We start from the raw sequence: 16,900 nt of genomic DNA, 5'->3' as shown, positions 1-16,900 counted from the left end.
GTGGTTCGGTGATCGAACGCGCACCGGCCACCGGCACGCCCGACGGTTGGGAGCCCAACCCCGACATCGCCGCCGACGCAACCACACCGGTCGGCGGCGGCCGACTCGACCTGCACTACGCAACCGAGGTGCTCTACCAGGTATGGGCATGGAAAGCCCGCCACGAACAAGAACTGGCGGCCGCCTGAACGTTCCGCGGAACGCCGACCCGACGCACGACAACGGCCGGCATCGGATTCCTCCGAAGCCGGCCGTCATGTCGCCGACGCATCGGCGAATGGATCAGCTGTGGTACGGCTCCGCGCTGACGAGCGTGACCTTGACCACCGCGCCGCTGGGCACGCTGTACTCGCGGGTCTCGCCGACCTTGGCGTCGATCAAAGCGGCACCGAGAGGTGAGCTCGGCGAGTAGGTCTCGATCGAGCCGTCCTTCGCGCTCTCTTCACGGGTGGCGATGAGGAAGGTCTCGGTATCGCTCTCGTCACCGTCGTAGTAGACCTTGACGACGGAACCCGGCAGGGCGACGCCCGACTGGGTGGGGGCCTCGCCGACCTTGGCGTTGTTCAGCAGCTCTTGGAGCTGGCGGATGCGTGCCTCCTGCTGGCCCTGCTCTTCGCGGGCCGCGTGGTATCCGCCGTTCTCCTTGAGGTCGCCCTCTTCGCGTCGCTCGTTGATCTCCGCGGCAATGACCGGTCGATTGGCGATCAGCGCGTCCAGTTCGCCCTTGAGGCGGTCATGCGACTCCTGGGTCAGCCACGTCACCTGTGTGTCGGTCATCGGTTACTCCTTTGTGTTGTCCGCGCCCAGACGCATTCTTCACCGGGGGCATATGGACTGCTCAAAATGCAGCAACACGACCCCTCGCGGAGCCGTGTATCAATCGAGGATACCAGTGAATGAGAGCTAAAGCACATCCGATGTCTCGTCGCGCGCCTCGCGGAGTGCCTGCTGGTAGCTCGGCTCCGCCTTCTTGAGACGCCCCACGACCAGATAGGTCACCGGCATGATGATGATCTCCACCAACGTTTTCCATACGAATCCGACCATTGTGTAATTGATGAAGTCACCCCAGGTTGAAATGCCGAGCGCGGTCGCTGCAATCGAACAGAAGACGAGGGTGTCGGCGAACTCTCCGACGACCGTCGAACCGAGGAGTCGGGCCCAGAGATGTCGTTCGCCGGCCCGCTCCTTCATCTTCACGAGGACGAACGAATTCAGGAACTCTCCGGCGAGATATCCGGCGAGACCGGCGAGCAGGAACTGGGGCACGACGCCGGCGACGGTGCGGAACGCCTCCTGGCCTTCGTAGAAATCGGCGGCGGGAAGTTCGATGGTGAGCCAGAAACAGATCGACGCGATCAGCAGCACCACGAATCCGCACAGGATGGCGCGGCGCATCGCGCGGAAGCCGTACACCTCGCTGATCACGTCGCCGAGGACGTAGGCGAGCGGGAAGAGATAGAACGCACCGTCGGTGACCAGGCCGTTCATCTGGATCGGGCCGAGCGAGACGTTCAGCCAGTCGTCGAACAGGACGACACCCTTGGTGCCGGTGATGTTGCTGATCAGCATCACCCCGACGAAGAACGCCAGCAGATAACCGTAGAAGGGGGTCGTGACGGTGGCGAACACCGCGCGATGGCGGTTCGGTGGATACGGCTGGATCGACTCGGTCACGGTGTCGATCTGGTCAGGTAGGCGGGGACGTCGGTGGTGCAGCCGAAGACCTCACCGATCACCGGCGGCTTGGAGGTGATCACCTCGGTGCGCATACCGATCTGGGTCTGCGTGCCGCCGGGGATGAGGATCTCGCGGCGTCCGCTCTCGTCGCCATCGAGGGAACGGCCGCGGACCACGCATGCGACGGCCTGCGACGGATCGTTACGGGTGACGGTGAACTGTACGGCAACGGTCGAGGGGTCGAGGATCTGATACCCCGTCGCCTCACCGGAGACGTCGGGGCTCGCGAACTTGCTGTAGCCGAGCGTGGCCAGGCCGAGGCCGACCACGACAACGAGCGCGGACAGGCCGATGAACCAGCGTCGACGGCTTGTCGCCGACCGCTCGACGGGATAGGTCGCCCGGGGTCCGCTGTGCGGACGGTCACCGGCGCCGGGAGCGGAGCGAGCGGGCTGGTCTTCACCGCCGCCGGTGCCCCCGTCTGAACTGTTCACGCGTCAATACCTACCATGGGAGGAGTATCGATCCGAAGGTGAGGAAGCGTGACCGAATCTCACACTGGTGGACCCCACGCCGGTCTCCGTCTGATGGCGGTGCATGCTCACCCGGACGACGAGTCCAGCAAGGGCGCGGCGACGACGGCCAAGTATGCGGCCGAGGGCAATGATGTGCTCGTGGTCACGCTGACCGGCGGTGAGCGTGGCGACATCCTCAACCCGGCGATGGACCGACCGGGGGTCAAGGAGCGGATGAGCGAGATCCGCAAGGAAGAGATGGCCGACGCCGCGTCGGCGCTCGGCGTCGAGCAGGTGTGGCTGGGATTCGTCGACTCGGGGCTTCCCGAGGGTGATCCGCCGCCACCGGTTCCGGAGGGGTCGTTGGCCGCCATTGATCTCGACGAGGCCGTCGAGGCTCTCGTCCGGGTGGTCCGGGAGTTCCGGCCGCACGTGATGATCACCTACGACGAGCACGGTGGTTATCCGCATCCCGATCACATCCGCGACCACGAGGTCTCGGTTGCCGCGTACGAGCGTGCCGGTGACCCCGGCGCGTATCCGGGCACCGGTGAACCATGGACCGTCTCGAAGCTCTACTACACGCACGGTTTCATCAAGGACCGGATGGTGTTGTTCTCCGATGAGTTCGAGCGCCATGGGCAGGAGAGCCCGTTCAAGGAATGGCTCGAACGGTGGGAACGTGATCCGAGTCGCGGTGACCTGATGGGTCGGGTGACCACGCAGGTCGAGTGCGCGAAGTACTTCCCGCAGCGTGACGACGCCTTGCGCGCCCATGCGACGCAGATCGATCCCAACGGTGTGTTCTTCGCGGTGCCACTCGAGTGGCAACAGCGTCTGTGGCCGACCGAGGAGTTCGAGTTGGCGAAGACCCGGGTGAAGACGTCGATACCCGAATCCGATCTGTTCGCCGGAATCGAGGAGCCGTGAACCCGATGAATCTCGCCGCCGGTCTGCAGGTGCTGGCCGCGCAGGAACCCGAAGGTCCGGAGTTCGGCAAGGCGTCCCCGCTGGGCCTGCTGGTGATCATCTTGCTGCTGGTCGGGACCGCGTTGCTGATCCGGTCGATGAACACCCAGCTCAAGAAGCTGCCGACGAGTTTCGACTCCGACCATCCCGAACCGGACCAGGCGTTCGACGACGGCACCGACCCGGGTGCCGCAGATTCGGTGGCGGATGGCGAGGCCACACCGGACACCACGGATGGGGTGCACACCGATGAACGAAGGTCAGCCGACACCTGACCCCTCGGCGCCCGACGCGCAGCCGGATGCGCGTGGAGCCGGGCGCAACCTGCTGGGCGAGTCGACCAGTCCGTACCTGCGTCAGCATGCCGACAATCCGGTGCACTGGCAGGAGTGGGGCCGCCCCGCGATGGCTGAGGCCGCTGCGCGCGATGTCCCGATTCTGCTGTCCGTCGGGTACGCGGCGTGTCACTGGTGTCATGTGATGGCACACGAGTCGTTCGAGGACTCGGCGACCGCGGGGGTGATGAACCGCGATTTCGTCTGCGTGAAGGTGGACCGGGAGGAACGGCCGGACATCGACGCGATCTACATGAACGCGACGGTCGCGATGACAGGGCAGGGCGGCTGGCCGATGACGTGCTTCCTCACCCCGTCGGGGGCACCGTTCTACTGCGGCACTTACTTTCCGTCGTCTCCGCGCGGCGGTATGCCGTCGTTCATCCAGATCATGTCCGCGGTCACCGAGGCCTGGACGGATCGTCGCGAGGAGATCGACGCGATGGGCACCCGGGTGGGCGATCACCTGCGAGCGAACACCGTCGCGCTCCCACCGGCCGACGTCGGCGTCGACGACCGTCTCCTGGCGCATGCCGTCGCGACGGTCGTCGAGGACGAGGACCGCGCCTCCGGTGGATTCGGTGGTGCACCGAAGTTCCCGCCGTCCGCTCTGCTCGAGGGTCTGATCCGGTCGTCCGAGCGAACCGGAGACAGCGCTGCGCTGGACGCGGCGGTGCGGGCCTGCGTCGCGATGTCGCGGGGCGGCATCTACGACCAGCTGGCCGGCGGGTTCGCTCGGTACTCGGTCGACAACGACTGGGTGGTGCCACATTTCGAGAAGATGCTCTACGACAACGCGCAGTTGCTGCGTGCCTACGCGCATCTCGCGCGCCGGACGGGTGATCCGCTGGCGCTTCGGGTCACCGAGGAGACGATCGAGTTCCTGCGCCGCGATCTGCGGGTGGCCGGCGGATTCGCGTCGTCGCTCGATGCCGACGCCGCCGGTGTGGAGGGTTCGACATATGTCTGGTCGCCGACGGAACTGATCGAGGTCCTCGGTGACGACGATGGGCGTTGGGCGGCAGATGTTTTCGAGGTGACTGTGACGGGGACGTTCGAGGACGGCCGGTCGACTCTCCAGTTGCCCGCCGACCCCGACGACCCGGATCGCTTCGCGTCGGTCCGCCGGCGACTGCTCGCGGCACGTGCGGCCCGTCCCCAACCGTTGCGCGACGACAAGGTGGTGACCGGCTGGAACGCGATGACCGTCACCGCGCTGGCCGAGGCGGGAGCCGGACTCGGCCGGCCGGACTGGGTCGATCTCGGGGCATGGTGCGCGCGTCGGCTGGTCGAGCGCCACATCGTCGACGGTCACCTGCGACGGTCTTCGTTGGGCGAGGTGGTCGGTCGGCCCGCCGCCGCGTTGGATGACCATGCTGCGCTGGTGACGGCCCTGCTGACGCTGCATCAGGCCACCGGGGAGGTGGCGTGGCGTGATCAGGGACTCGTCGTCCTGGACTCGACGATCGACCTGTTCGCCGACGCCGACGAACCGGGCACGTGGTTCGACGCCGTCGGTGACGGACTCATCACGCGCCCGCGGGACCCGGTCGACGGTGCCACCCCGTCGGGAGCGTCGCTGATGGCCGAGGCCCTGCTCATCGCGTCGTCGGTGGCCCCGGACGGTCCGGCGGTCCGGTACGCCGAGTTGCTGGAGCAGACCCTGGCCCGCGCCGTCGTCCTGCTCGTGAAGGTGCCGCGGTCGGCGGGGCACTGGCTGGCCGTCGCGCAGGCGCGAGTGGCCGGTCCACTGCAGATCGCGGTGTCCGAGACCGCCGGCAGCGGTGGTGCGCTTGTCGCCCATGCGTGGTCGACTGCGCCGGGCGGAACCATCATCGTTGCGGGAGAACGCGACTCGGTGCCACTGCTGATGGGACGGGGGCCGGTCGACGACACGGATGCGGCGTATGTCTGCCGCGGCACGGTGTGTGGCCTGCCTGTCGTCGACGCCCCGTCGCTGACCGCGCAGTTGGCGTGAGGCGCGCTGCGGAGACGGAGCGGAGAGGTAGCGGAATCCGTCGACCGGCGACGATCTCGGCTACGTCGGCAGGACACGGATGTCGTCCGGACAGACCATTGCTGGTGCAGCGCGGGCGGAAGTAACGTCACTCGAATGTCGATGGGTCGCACTCCGCCGGGCCGTCCATCCGTTCGCACCGCCGTCATCGCGGCCGCCACCGTCGTCATCACCGCGCTTGTCGCCGTGGCGCAGCTGGCAATGGCCTCGAATGCGTTGTCGCCCAGAGCGAATGCGGCGAAGCCGCTGCAGATGTTCGCGATGGGCAACTCGTACATCTCGGGCCAGGGAGCGGACAACCATCAGACGATCCCCGCCGACATGACGTCCTATCTACCGGGAACGACGGGTCCCGCGAACTACTGCTTCCGCAGCCGGCATGCCGCCGTCGAGGTCGTCGCGCGGGATCTGTCCGTAGACCTGACGAACGCCACGTGTGCGAACTCCGAACCCCGCCACGTCGACGAGACGGTCCAGTTCGACGAGGGTTTGCAGATCGATCGGCTGCCGTCGACCGCCGACATCGTCGTCCTGCAGGTCATCGGCAATCCGGAGTTCATCAAGGTCGTCGAATGCGTGCAACTGCGCGAATGCGACGACGCGACGGTGGCGCGCTCGGTACGGGTTCTCGACGAGGAGCAACGCCTCCATGAACGTCGGATCGTGCGGGAGGTCCAGCGGCGGGCACCGGACGCGGACGTCTTCGTTCTCGGGGCACCGCAGGTCGTGCCGCGCGTCGGGCAGGATCAGCGGGCCAGATGCGGCTGGTTCATGTCAGACCGGGAGGTTGCGCAACTCAACCGGTTCATCGACACGATCAACGCGATCTCGCGCGACAACGCGCGCCGGACGGGAGAGACCTACGTCGACCTGGCGCGGCCCGGTTCGCCGTGGAATCAGCGTCACGATCTGTGCAGCGCGGACCCCTGGCAGTGGGGCCCTCGGGTGGCGGCACCGCAGTACGGACCCGACAGCATCCAGTTGCGGCACTGGCTGCTGGGCGGCCACCACCCGACGATGGCCGGTCAGCGGGCCACAGCACATGTCCTCGAGCAGTACATCCGCGAACGAGGTTCTGTCAGAATTCCTCGATGAGTGCTGTCGATCTGCGGTGAGCGCTGCATCATAGGGGCAGGTGGAGGCCGATCGGCCGTCATCACCCAGAGAGCGGCATCCGAGCGAGGATCTGACATCCAGTATCGACTGACGATCACCGTGGACGAGTCCGTGCTCCCCCAGCCCGGTGACGCGGGATTCGACGAGATGAACGCGGCGTGGGCAGGTTACGGAAAGACGCTGCGCCGCAGCAGGTCTGCTCGTCGACGGCTCGAGCCTGGCCCCGAGCGGGTCCGCGACGACGCTGCGACTGACGCAGGGGCAGGCCCCCGCGGCCGGGCACCGACTGGCCGGTGCCGCGCCTGACCTGATCCCCGACGACCACCCGGCCACAGGATCACCGCTGATCGTCGACGACAACGAACTCGGCGACGAGCGCCTCCGGCTGCCGCTGTTGTGTTGTCATCCCGCGCTGGATCGCGATGCCCAGGTCGCGGACGCTGCGCCTCGTCGGCGGCCTCATGACCGCGGAGATCGCCGCCGCGTTCCTCGTCCCGGAGAAGACGCTGGCCCAACGCATCCTGCGCGCGAAACGCAAGATCCGGGATGCGCGAATCCCGCTGACGATCCCGACCGACATCGACGGACGCGTCGGTGGCCTGCTCGGAGTGCTCTATCTCATCTTCAACGAGGGACACCTCGCGCGGGGAGCCGCCTCCGCGCTGGTCCGGATCGACCTGGCCGACGAGGCGATCCGGCTGTCCGAGCAGCTGATCGAACTCGTCCCGCACGACGGCGAGGCCCTCGAAGTCTTCCACCGCGCGCGGTTCGACGCGCGCACCGACGCCACCGGAGAACTCATCGTGCTGGCCGACCAGGATCGAAGTGCTTGGGACGCAACGATGATCGACCGCGCTCGCGAGGTCCTGCGGGCCGGTGTCGGTCCACCGGGGGTGGGTGTCTATCGCATCCAGGCCCTCATCGCGGCGCTGCACGTCGGCGCCCCGTCCGCCGCCGACACCGACTGGCCGGTGATCGTCGGTCTGTACCCGATTCTCGAACGCATCGATCCGGGGCCGGTTGTCGCGTTGAACCGCGCGATCGCGGTGTCGATGGTCGGGGGGCCGGAGCGTGGCCTTCTCGAGGTGGACGCGATCGACGGCCTCGCCGACTATCACCTCTGGCACGCGGCACGCAGAGACCTGCGGGCGCGGGCCGGTGACGTGACGGCAGCCGATGCCGCGTTCCGGCGCGCGGCGGAGCTGACCGAGAACCCGGCCGAGCGCCGGCATCTGGCGCGCCGTCAGCGTGCGGACGATCCGGCGGAACCGGTAGGAGAGTAGAACGGCGGTATGCGTATCGGCACCCTCATCGGAGGAGTCTCTGGCCACCGTTGCCGCGGCCGCGGCCGTGATCGGGAGCGTGGTCACCAAACCCGCCGTCGAGAGCTGGTACCCGACGCTGCGCACACCCGCCTTCCTGCCGCCGAACTGGGTGCTTCCGGTCGCGTGGACGACGCTGTACGCCGATATCGCGGTGACCTCGGCGATGACCGTCGACGGACTGCACGATCGCGGTGATGACGACCGACGCCGTGCCTACGTCGGCGCACTCGGCGCCAATCTTGTGCTCAACGCGGGCTGGACCTGGGTCTACTTCGGGCAACATCGGCTCGGTGCGGCATCGATCGTCTCGGGGGTCCTCACCGCGAGCAGCGTGGACCTGGCACGCCGGACCGCGCAGGTCGACTCTCGTGCCGGCGCGGCGCTGTCGGCCTATCCGGCGTGGTGTGCATTCGCCACCGCATTGTCCACGAGCACATGGTGGCTCAACCGCGATCGCTGACGAGACGCGCCGCCGATCAGACGGCGAGATGCGTTGCGGCCGCTCCCTCCGGGCCGACCAGGGCACACAGCCGGCGGTCCTGCCCGAGCTGCATGAGCAATGCGGCTCCCGCCGGACGGAGGTCGATCTCGGCGCCCTGCCCGATCGGCCATCCGAGGAATCGGCAGACGAACGATCGGGAGAAGTGCCCGTGGGACACGATGATCACATCGGAGTCGACCAGACGTTCCTCGACGAGGTCGACCGCGCCGTCGACCCGCCGGACCATGTCCTCGACTGATTCCGCGTGCGGTCCGCCCCCGGTCCAGATCGTCCAGTCCGGGTCACCGTCGGCGTGGATCTGTGCTCGGGTCAGGCCCTCGTAATCGCCGTAATCCCACTCGGCGAAGCAATCATCGACCTGATCGACGGACAGACCGGCAAGTTGCGCCGTACGCCGGGCGCGCGTTCGCGGCGACGCGAAGACGAACGGCGAGACCAGACCGAGACGGTCCTCGATCCCGACCAATGCGCGGGCGTCGTCCTCACCCCGGGGCGTGAGGTCGATGTCGGTGCGACCGGTGTGGCGGTCGGTCAGCGACCACTCGGTCTGGCCGTGGCGGATCAGCAGTACCCGACGGTTGGTCGGGATGGCCGGTGCGGGTTCGGAATTGTCGACGCTCACTCCCGGAAGCCTAACCGAGGAGCTCGGATTCACCAGATTCATTCGATCGGCCGACGACTTCGGCGCTGTCCCCGCTCGCGTATAGGGTGAACGACAAATCGGGCAACACGCACGCGCGGCGTGTCGGGACGGGGGAGCGGTGGTTGGTGCGGCAAGCGCGGACGCGGTCACGAGGGCGCACGACGAACACCTGGTCCCGCACCTGACGCGGGCGATCGACGCCGGCGTGCGGATGACTTTCGACGAGCACGGCCGCCCGCTCCGGCTGAGTCTGTCCGGGCAGGCGCATCGCCTTGGCGTGCATCAGCTCGACCTGGCGACGTACCTGTGGTTGGTGCATGGTCGGATCAAGGCAATTCGCGCACTGGCCACGTCGGATGACCCTCCGCCGCGGCGGCACGTGCTCTTCAGATGCCCGAATCGCCTCGTGGAGATCGCGGCCGACGAGTACGGGCCGTACCGGGCACGCTTCGATCCTCGACGTGCGGCGAAGGCGACGCCTGCGGAGTTGATGAACTCGGTGAACGACGGTCTGCGACAGCTCGCGGACGCGACCAGACGGACACGAGGGGGACATCGTCATGGCGCCTGATCCTGCACTCACTGCAGCCCTGGCCGACATCCGAGCAGACGCGACGTTCTGGTCGACCACGGCACCGACGGTCGGCGGCTGTGGAGACCAAGCTGCCGGATTGCGCTTCGACGGAGCCGAACTGGGCATCTTCAGTCCACTGAAGAGTGCAGTGAACGGTGTGTCCGATCTCGTGCGTGACCGCTGCTCCGAGGGCGAGACAGCGATGGACGACATCGCCGACAAGGTGGCCAACGCGGCGAAACTGATCGAAGAGGCGGATCACTGGTGAGTGTGTTCGGTATCGATCTCCCCGACCTGAATCTGCCCGAGATACCGGACATCCCAGGCCTCCCTCGACTTCCCGATCTGCCGGACGTCTTCGACCTGCCCCTGCCCAAAGCGCCGACCCCGACGATCCCCGACACGTCGATACCCTCCGTCGAGGAGATCCTGGACAAGATCTTTCGGGGAGACGACACCGACGCGGCCGGAATCGACATCGAGGATCTCCTCGACTTCGCGCGGAAGGTCGTCGAGATCATCGCGTACCCGGACAAGCTCCGTCAGTTGGGTCGGGAGATCAACGCGTCGAGCCTGACACAATTCCTGAACCTCGAAGACGAGGTCACGGCGGCATGCGATTCCATGGCGAGCACGATCGAGAACGCCAAGTCGACTCTGGAATCTCTGGCCAAGGGTGTCGCGGTGCCGTTCACACTTCGGCAGCACGCAGCGGAGTGGGAATCGATACGCACCACGATGACCAACATCGGAGCGAACATCCCACAGTCGGCCCAGGTTTCCTCCTACTGGACGGGGCGTGGGGCTGGTGCGTACACACGTGCCGCGACCGCGCAGGCATCGGCCGCTTCAAGTGTGGGGAGTAGTGCCGAGAAGATGCGATCGAGTGAGATCGACCTGTCGAATCGTGCACTCATCAGTTACGCGGGCGCTGGGATCGCATTGGCAGGGTGGTTGACGGCGGTGGCCGGAGCCTGTGCGGCAGGATCGCGTGCCGGTGCACCCGGGCTGCTGGCGGCTGCTGTGACAACCGTTCCCACAGGGAAAGCTGCGTTCGCGGTTATCGGAGGTGTCGTGGGGAGCTTGGCGAACTACGTCGCGACGATGTCGGCAACCGCGGCCACCATCAACACCGAGCTCGCCACACATCCAGGCCTTCCGCTGGGACACTGGCCTCTGACGAACTCGAGTGACTATGACGAGGCGCACGAGTGGCGGGGATAGCGGCCTACCGCGTCGCGTGCGCGGTCTACCTCGCCGTCGCTGCGATTGCCGGCGCCGGGTGGGTGGTTGTCGTGGTGCTGGGGGGTTTCCTTGTGATGGCAGTGATCCCGGCGGGCGCCGGCAATACCGGTCGGTGGCGAACCGGTGTCTTCCTGTATGGGATGTCGGCGTTTCTGGCTGCGGCCTTCGTCCCGACAAGCAGCTACATCGCATTCGCCCTTCCAGCCGCAGTCGTGACTGTACTCGGCATCCTGACGTGGGAGACCGCGCAGAGAATTGGTGCTCGGCGTGCCGGAAATCCTTCGGCAGGAAAGGAAGTCCCGCTCACCGGCCCACGACATCCGCCAACCGATCCACCGCCCAATCGATTTCCTCCTCGGTGATCACCAGCGGCGGTGCGAGGCGCAATGTCGATCCATGCGTGTCCTTGGCCAGGACGCCACGCTCGGCCAGCCGCAGGCAGACCTCCTTGCCGGTGCCGAGGGACTCCTCGACGTCGATACCCGCCCACAGGCCGAGACCTCGGACAGCGACGACACCGTGACCGATGAGGTCGCGGAGCCGGGCGTGCATCCGATCGCCGAGTTCGGCCGCACGCGCCTGCCAGGTTCCTTCGGCGAGCATCTCGACGACCGTCTGTCCGACCGCGGCGGCGAGTGGGTTGCCGCCGAAGGTGGAGCCGTGTTCGCCGGGGTGCAGGACGCCGAGGACCGTGCGGTCGGCGACCACCGCCGACACCGGCAGAATGCCGCCGCCGAGCGCCTTGCCCAGTGTATAGATGTCGGGCTCGACGCCCCAATGCTCCACCGCCAGGGTCTTTCCCGTGCGCCCCAGACCTGATTGGATCTCGTCGGCGATCATCAGGACGTCGTTCTCGGTGCAGAGTGCGCGGACCCGGGGCAGGTAGTCGGTGGGCGGCACGATGATCCCGGCCTCGCCCTGGACGGGTTCGACGAGGACTGCGACGGTGGTGTCGTCGATCGCGTCGGCCACGGCCTGAGCGTCGCCGTAGGGTACTTGCACGAATCCCGGTGTGTACGGACCGAATCCGTTCCGCGCATCGGGGTCGTCGCTGAAGCTGACGATACTGATCGTGCGGCCGTGGAAGTTGCCGGCGGCGACGATGATCGTCGCCCTCCCGTCCGGGACGCCCTTGACGTCGTAGCCCCACTTGCGGGCCACCTTGATCGCGGACTCGACCGCTTCGGCGCCGGTGTTCATCGGCAGGACCATGTCCTTGCCGCACAGTGTCGCGAGCGCTGCGCAGAACGGCTCCAGACGGTCGGACCGGAACGCCCGGCTGGTCAGGGTGACGCGGTTCATCTGGTCGGTGGCGGCAGCGAGGATCCGTGGATTGCGGTGGCCGAAGTTCACTGCGGAGTAGGCGCCCAGGCAGTCCAGATATGCGCGTCCGTCGACGTCGGTGATCCATGCGCCCTCCGCGCTCGCCGCAGTCACCGGGAGGGGCGAATAGTTGTGTGCCACATGAGGATCGGTGAGCGTGTGCACGTCGACCTCCTTGTCGGGGCTCCTCAGTTCTAGGGTCGCGCACTTGATGCCGCCGCCGCCTTTGAGCAGTTCGGACAGGTCGACCTCGATCGGCTGGAAACCCGCGGCACGCAGCGTGGCCGCCAACTCCGGTGCGGCGTCGGTCATCACGACATGGCGGCCGTCCGAGACGAGGTTGAGGCCCAACACCTCGGCATCGGCGTCGGTGGCGATGACGGCTCCGGGGTAGAGGTCCGCGAGAACTGCCCTCGAGACTTCGGAGAACGCTGGTGGGTAGTAGACGACGGTGTCGTCGTCGAGGACGCCGAGTGCGGTGTCGAGGTGGTAGAAGCGGGGATCGATGAGTTCGAGGGTGACCACCGGGAGCCCGGTGATGGCGGCGATCTCGTGGTGCGTCTCGCGGCTGGTGCGGAATCCGGTCCCGGCGAGGATGCGGTCGCCGACGACCAGGAAGTCGCCCTCACCCTCCTGGACGCCGGTGGTGCGGTGAACCGGTCCGTGACCGTCGGCCTCGAACCATGCCGCGTACAGATCGCCCTCGGGAGCGCGTTCGGGGAAGGCGAATCGCGCGGCGATGGTGTGGCCGGCGACGCTGAGGCCGCCGTTGGCGGCGTACACCATGTCCGGTAGGCCCGGGTGGGGGTCGACGATGTGCACGGTGTGCCCGAGGGACTCGTAGATCTCCCGCAAGTGCATCCACTGGCTGACCGCGCGCTCGGTGTCGACCGGCACCGTCGGGTCCATCCAGGGATTGATGGCGTAGCTGACGGTGAAGTGGACGGGCGGCGTCATCGCGTAGCGCCGCGTGCGGGGGAAGCGCGCGGCCGGTGTCGTCGTCGACGATGGCGCCGCCGGGGCGGTGAACGGTGTGGCATCGGCCCCGGGAGGCGAGGTGGTGACGGTCATGAATCGACGGTATCGGCGGAACTCTGTGCAAACAATCCCTGGGTATTGCGCATTCAGACAATAGAATGACGACTACAAGTCGATGATAGGAGATACATTGCGCGTGCTGGATGACGTGGACGAACAGGTGATCGCGTGCCTCACCAGGGATGCCCGCTCAACCTATGCCCAGGTCGGTGACGAGGTCGGGTTGTCGGCGCCCGCGGTCAAGCGTCGCGTCGACCGGTTGCTCGACGACGGCGTCATCAAGGGATTCACGACGGTCATCGATCCGTATGCGATGCAGTGGACGACCGAGGCGTACGTGCAGGTGTCGTGCCGGGGCAACATCTCACCCGACGCGTTGAAGGCGGCATGGGAACCGATACCGGAGGTGGTGAGCGCGGCGACCATCACCGGTCAGGCCGATGCCATCCTGCGGGTGCGGGCACGTGATGTCCGCCATCTCGAGCAGGCGCTCGAGCGGATTCGCAGTGCGGGTCCGGTGGATCACTCGGAGTCGATCATCGTGCTGAGTCAACTCATCGATCGTGGCCACCCGTGATCGCCCGACCGTCGGTTCAGGCCGCGATCGCCAACCTCGATCGGTGGGCCCCGGCGGGCGTGCTAGCCTGGTCGCCGTGATCAACATCGCTCGCGCCTATTGGCGCTTTATCGAGGCTCCGGGTGGGGCCACGATGAAGCGCTGACCAGCCGCGCGCACCACACCCGGAGCCCGAGCAGTGACCAGACGGTCGCTGCTCTTGTCATTTCAAGGGCCTCCGGTTTCACCGAACACCTGGGGCCACCCGACGACCAAGGGCCTGACCCCGAAAGGCACGACGTGACCACCATCCCCGACTTGACCTCCGAATCGACCTCGGACCGACGGATCAAGTCCTTCCGCTCCATCCCGTCTCCGGACACCATTCGCAGCGAGCTGCCGCTGACCGCGCGTCGTGCGGTGGCCGTGCAGAACGACCGCGACGAGATCGCCGACATCCTCGCCGGCCGCGACGACCGCCTGCTCGTGGTGGTGGGACCGTGCTCCGTACACGACCCGATCGCCGCCATCGACTACGCCCGCCGCCTGGCGCCGCTGGCGAAGGACCACGCGGACCGCCTCAAGATCGTCATGCGGGTCTACTTCGAGAAGCCGCGTACGACGGTGGGCTGGAAGGGCCTGATCAACGATCCCGGAATGGACGGGACCTTCGACGTGGAGCGCGGATTGCGGACGGCGCGTTCGCTCCTGCTCGACATCATCGACCTCGGACTGCCCGTGGGCTGTGAGTTCCTGGAACCGACCAGCCCGCAATACATCGCGGACACCGTCGCCTGGGGCGCCATAGGTGCCCGCACCACGGAGTCGCAGGTCCACCGCCAGCTGGCCTCCGGACTGTCGATGCCCATCGGCTTCAAGAACGGCACCGACGGCAATATCCAGGTCGCCATCGACGGAGTGAAAGCTGCTGCAGCGCAGCATGTCTTCTTCGGTGTGGACGACTTCGGCCACGGCTCGGTGGTCGAGACCGCCGGCAACGAGGACTGCCACGTGATCCTGCGCGGCGGCACCGCGGGGCCGAACTTCGACGCCGGGTCGATCGCGACCGCGGTCGCCTCACTCGCGAAAGCATCACTGCCGCAACGGGTGATGATCGACTGCTCGCATGCCAACTCGGGTAAGGACCACATCCGTCAGGCCGAGGTCGCCGAGGAGATCGCGAGAGCGATCCGCGCCGCCCGGAGGTCCGGCGATCCCGTCACGATCAGCGGGGTCATGCTGGAGAGTTTCCTCGAGCCCGGCGCGCAGTCACCCGACGCGCGTCCGCTGACCTACGGCCAGTCGGTGACCGACAAGTGCATGGGCTGGGAGGCCAGCGCCGCCGTTCTGGCGCATCTCGCCGCGATCTGACGCGGTCGATCGACGATCCGTCCCGGCGGACGGTGATGACACCGCCCGCCGGCCGGTTCTCGTCGAGGTGGTTCAGCCCGACCGGTGTCGCAGCCGTGCCGCAGCGCCGGTGACGACGTCGACGATGACGAAAGCGGCCAGGCTGATTCCGAGGAGGGGGATGAACCAGCCGATCGCCACCGCGACGACGAGGACGCCCACGATCGCCGGGATCGGCAGGGAGCGGAGAGCGCCTCTTCGTGGCGGACGCCCGACTGCCCGGGTGCCGCGTCGCGGTCGTCGTTGCCACCACATCTGGTAGCCGCGGACGATGATCGCGACGAGCACGAGCGCCAGCACGAACAGCGCGATCTGGCTGGCGAGACCGAACAGGATGCCCATGTGCAGGGCTATGCCCCAGGTGGTCAGTTTCGCCGCGAACGGCCAGTCGGCGAACCAGGATTCGTCGACGACCCGGTCGTCGGCGCCGTCGACGGCCACCGAGTCGGGGGAGAACTGCCACGCCTCCCGGGTCTCCGCCACGGTGAAGGCCTCGTCGGTGGTCTCGGGGATGCTCACCTCGATTTTCCCGTCGATTCCGGCGGCACGTGCCGCCGCCACGACGCCGTCGAGTCGCGCGACCGACGTCGCGGTCGACGGATCGGAAGGCCCCGGATCCGCCGTCATCGCGCTGCCGCCGTGGCCGGCGTGGTCGGTGTGACCGCTGTCGGCGGACGGCGCGGAACCGGGCCCGGGTAGTGCGGTCTCGACGGACGGTGTCGTCCACTGCAGGGCGCTGCGCAGCTCGGACACGTGCGCCCCGGCATAGGTCGACCACGTCAGGCCGGTGGCGGACAGGAAGATCAGTCCCACGGCCACCCAGATCCCCATCGCGCCATGCCAATTGACGGTGCGTGCACGTCCCCGCGCGGACCGGTCGACGGTGAACAGGCGGGCCCGGCCCCGTGCACGCCGGTGCTGCGAGATCCACAGCACGAGCCCGCCGAGGGCGATGACCCACAACCACGACGCGGCGAGTTCGCTGTACCGGCGACCCGGCTCACCGAGGTGAAGGTTGCGGTGCAGGCTGCTGATCCACGTCCGCAGGGGCAATGCGCCGCTGCTGCCGTAGGAGACCAGTTCGCCGACGGGCCTCGCGGTGGCGGGATCGACGAACACGGCGAGACGCTCGGATTCGCCGAGCGCGGGATCGTCGAACAGCACACGGGTGGTGTCGCGCTCGCTCACCGACGGCCGGACGGCCGACAGCGTCAGGTCCGGCCGCGCCTGCAGCGCAGCCGACACCTGGTCGGCGAGTGGCTGCGCCGTCGCGCGGGAATCGGTGTGGAGGTAGCCGTCGTAGACGACGTTCTCGAGTGTGGGCGCGATGGCGTACAGGGCGCCGCTGAGCGCGGCCACCAGCAGGAAGGGCGCCACCAGGATGCCCGCGTAGAAGTGCAGGCGGCGGATGAGGAGCCGTCCGCCGCCGGCGGCTCGCGGTGCCGGAGGGGGTGTGCCGGGCGTCGGCGGTGCGCCGGAGGAGACCGCGGAGATGGATGGCTCCGGCGGGGCCGGTGGGTTCGAGGAGGACAGGGGTGCCGGTGGATCGTGGGTCAGTGACACGGGCAGGGCCTTTCGGGACGCGTGGAGCCGCCACCGCTCGGGGAGCGGCTCGCAGATGTGGGGATGCCCGGCCCGGGGCATCATGCGCG

At 67.5% G+C, this 16,900-nt stretch carries 16 protein-coding genes and 2 pseudogenes; 12 read left to right on the top strand and 6 right to left on the bottom strand.

The window, feature by feature from the left end:
* A pseudogene (locus tag QSJ19_RS22255) lies at positions 1-188 on the top strand (HNH endonuclease); the annotation flags it as partial.
* Between the two features lie 94 nt (positions 189-282).
* Here QSJ19_RS22255 and greA read toward each other — a convergent pair.
* The 3 genes from greA to QSJ19_RS22240 form a co-directional block, all read right to left on the bottom strand.
* Positions 283-777, bottom strand: coding sequence for a transcription elongation factor GreA (gene greA, locus QSJ19_RS22250; protein ID WP_286323180.1), 495 nt, complete (start codon positions 775-777; stop codon positions 283-285).
* Between the two features lie 126 nt (positions 778-903).
* On the bottom strand, positions 904-1,677 hold the full coding sequence (locus QSJ19_RS22245) for a queuosine precursor transporter (protein ID WP_286323179.1): 774 nt from the start codon (positions 1,675-1,677) through the stop codon (positions 904-906).
* Positions 1,674-2,174 carry a DUF4307 domain-containing protein gene (locus tag QSJ19_RS22240; RefSeq protein ID WP_286323178.1) on the bottom strand — a complete coding sequence of 167 codons (501 nt, stop codon included), beginning with the start codon at positions 2,172-2,174 and terminating at the stop codon, positions 1,674-1,676. Before QSJ19_RS22240 ends, QSJ19_RS22245 begins: the two co-directional genes overlap by 4 nt.
* 48 nt (positions 2,175-2,222) lie before the next feature.
* On the opposite strand from QSJ19_RS22240, the gene mca reads away from it, so the two are divergent.
* The 6 genes and pseudogenes from mca to QSJ19_RS22210 all read left to right on the top strand — a co-directional run bounded on the left by mca (position 2,223) and on the right by QSJ19_RS22210 (position 8,417).
* Entirely contained in the window at positions 2,223-3,125 is a 903-nt protein-coding gene (gene mca, locus QSJ19_RS22235; protein ID WP_286323177.1) for a mycothiol conjugate amidase Mca, read from the top strand.
* A 5-nt stretch (positions 3,126-3,130) separates the two neighbouring features.
* Positions 3,131-3,439: a hypothetical protein gene (locus QSJ19_RS22230; protein WP_286323188.1), complete on the top strand. Its 309-nt coding sequence runs from the start codon at positions 3,131-3,133 to the stop codon at positions 3,437-3,439.
* On the top strand, positions 3,414-5,477 hold the full coding sequence (locus QSJ19_RS22225) for a thioredoxin domain-containing protein (protein WP_286323176.1): 2,064 nt from the start codon (positions 3,414-3,416) through the stop codon (positions 5,475-5,477). The genes QSJ19_RS22230 and QSJ19_RS22225 overlap by 26 nt, the downstream gene beginning before the upstream one ends.
* 135 nt (positions 5,478-5,612) lie before the next feature.
* A complete protein-coding gene (locus tag QSJ19_RS22220; protein WP_286323175.1) occupies positions 5,613-6,611 on the top strand; it encodes an SGNH/GDSL hydrolase family protein in 999 nt (332 codons plus the stop codon).
* 443 nt (positions 6,612-7,054) lie between these two features.
* Entirely contained in the window at positions 7,055-7,915 is an 861-nt protein-coding gene (locus tag QSJ19_RS22215) for an RNA polymerase sigma factor (RefSeq protein WP_286323174.1), read from the top strand.
* Between the two features lie 9 nt (positions 7,916-7,924).
* Positions 7,925-8,417: pseudogene (locus tag QSJ19_RS22210) on the top strand (TspO/MBR family protein).
* Between the two features lie 16 nt (positions 8,418-8,433).
* Here the strand turns inward: QSJ19_RS22210 and QSJ19_RS22205 are convergent.
* Positions 8,434-9,081, bottom strand: a complete 648-nt coding sequence (locus tag QSJ19_RS22205) for a histidine phosphatase family protein (protein ID WP_286323173.1) — start codon at positions 9,079-9,081, stop codon at positions 8,434-8,436.
* A 139-nt stretch (positions 9,082-9,220) separates the two neighbouring features.
* Here QSJ19_RS22205 and QSJ19_RS22200 point away from each other — a divergent pair, with 139 nt between their 5' ends.
* From QSJ19_RS22200 to QSJ19_RS22190, 3 genes are read left to right on the top strand one after another with little or no spacing between them, the layout of a single operon-like run.
* Positions 9,221-9,673 (top strand): hypothetical protein, encoded by a 453-nt coding sequence (locus QSJ19_RS22200; protein ID WP_286323172.1) that lies wholly within the window; start codon positions 9,221-9,223, stop codon positions 9,671-9,673.
* Positions 9,663-9,944 (top strand): hypothetical protein, encoded by a 282-nt coding sequence (locus tag QSJ19_RS22195; RefSeq protein ID WP_286323171.1) that lies wholly within the window; start codon positions 9,663-9,665, stop codon positions 9,942-9,944. Before QSJ19_RS22200 ends, QSJ19_RS22195 begins: the two co-directional genes overlap by 11 nt.
* Positions 9,941-10,900, top strand: coding sequence for a hypothetical protein (locus QSJ19_RS22190; protein ID WP_286323170.1), 960 nt, complete (start codon positions 9,941-9,943; stop codon positions 10,898-10,900). Before QSJ19_RS22195 ends, QSJ19_RS22190 begins: the two co-directional genes overlap by 4 nt.
* A gap of 324 nt (positions 10,901-11,224) precedes the next feature.
* On the opposite strand, the gene rocD is transcribed toward QSJ19_RS22190, so the two are convergent.
* Positions 11,225-13,315 (bottom strand): ornithine--oxo-acid transaminase, encoded by a 2,091-nt coding sequence (gene rocD / locus QSJ19_RS22185; protein WP_353507170.1) that lies wholly within the window; start codon positions 13,313-13,315, stop codon positions 11,225-11,227.
* Between the two features lie 97 nt (positions 13,316-13,412).
* Here rocD and QSJ19_RS22180 point away from each other — a divergent pair, with 97 nt between their 5' ends.
* Together QSJ19_RS22180 and QSJ19_RS22175 are read left to right on the top strand one after the other, a co-directional pair.
* Positions 13,413-13,859: an Lrp/AsnC family transcriptional regulator gene (locus tag QSJ19_RS22180; RefSeq protein WP_286323169.1), complete on the top strand. Its 447-nt coding sequence runs from the start codon at positions 13,413-13,415 to the stop codon at positions 13,857-13,859.
* A gap of 279 nt (positions 13,860-14,138) precedes the next feature.
* Positions 14,139-15,209 carry a 3-deoxy-7-phosphoheptulonate synthase gene (locus QSJ19_RS22175; RefSeq protein WP_286323168.1) on the top strand — a complete coding sequence of 357 codons (1,071 nt, stop codon included), beginning with the start codon at positions 14,139-14,141 and terminating at the stop codon, positions 15,207-15,209.
* Positions 15,210-15,281: 72 nt separating this feature from the next.
* Here the strand turns inward: QSJ19_RS22175 and QSJ19_RS22170 are convergent, their stop codons facing one another.
* Positions 15,282-16,811 carry a PepSY-associated TM helix domain-containing protein gene (locus tag QSJ19_RS22170; protein WP_502876316.1) on the bottom strand — a complete coding sequence of 510 codons (1,530 nt, stop codon included), beginning with the start codon at positions 16,809-16,811 and terminating at the stop codon, positions 15,282-15,284.
* Positions 16,812-16,900: the final 89 nt, after the last annotated feature.

This window comes from Gordonia sp. ABSL11-1 (assembly GCF_030315685.1).
Lineage (GTDB): Bacteria > Actinomycetota > Actinomycetes > Mycobacteriales > Mycobacteriaceae > Gordonia.
This window is presented reverse-complemented; position numbering and strand designations above follow the sequence as displayed.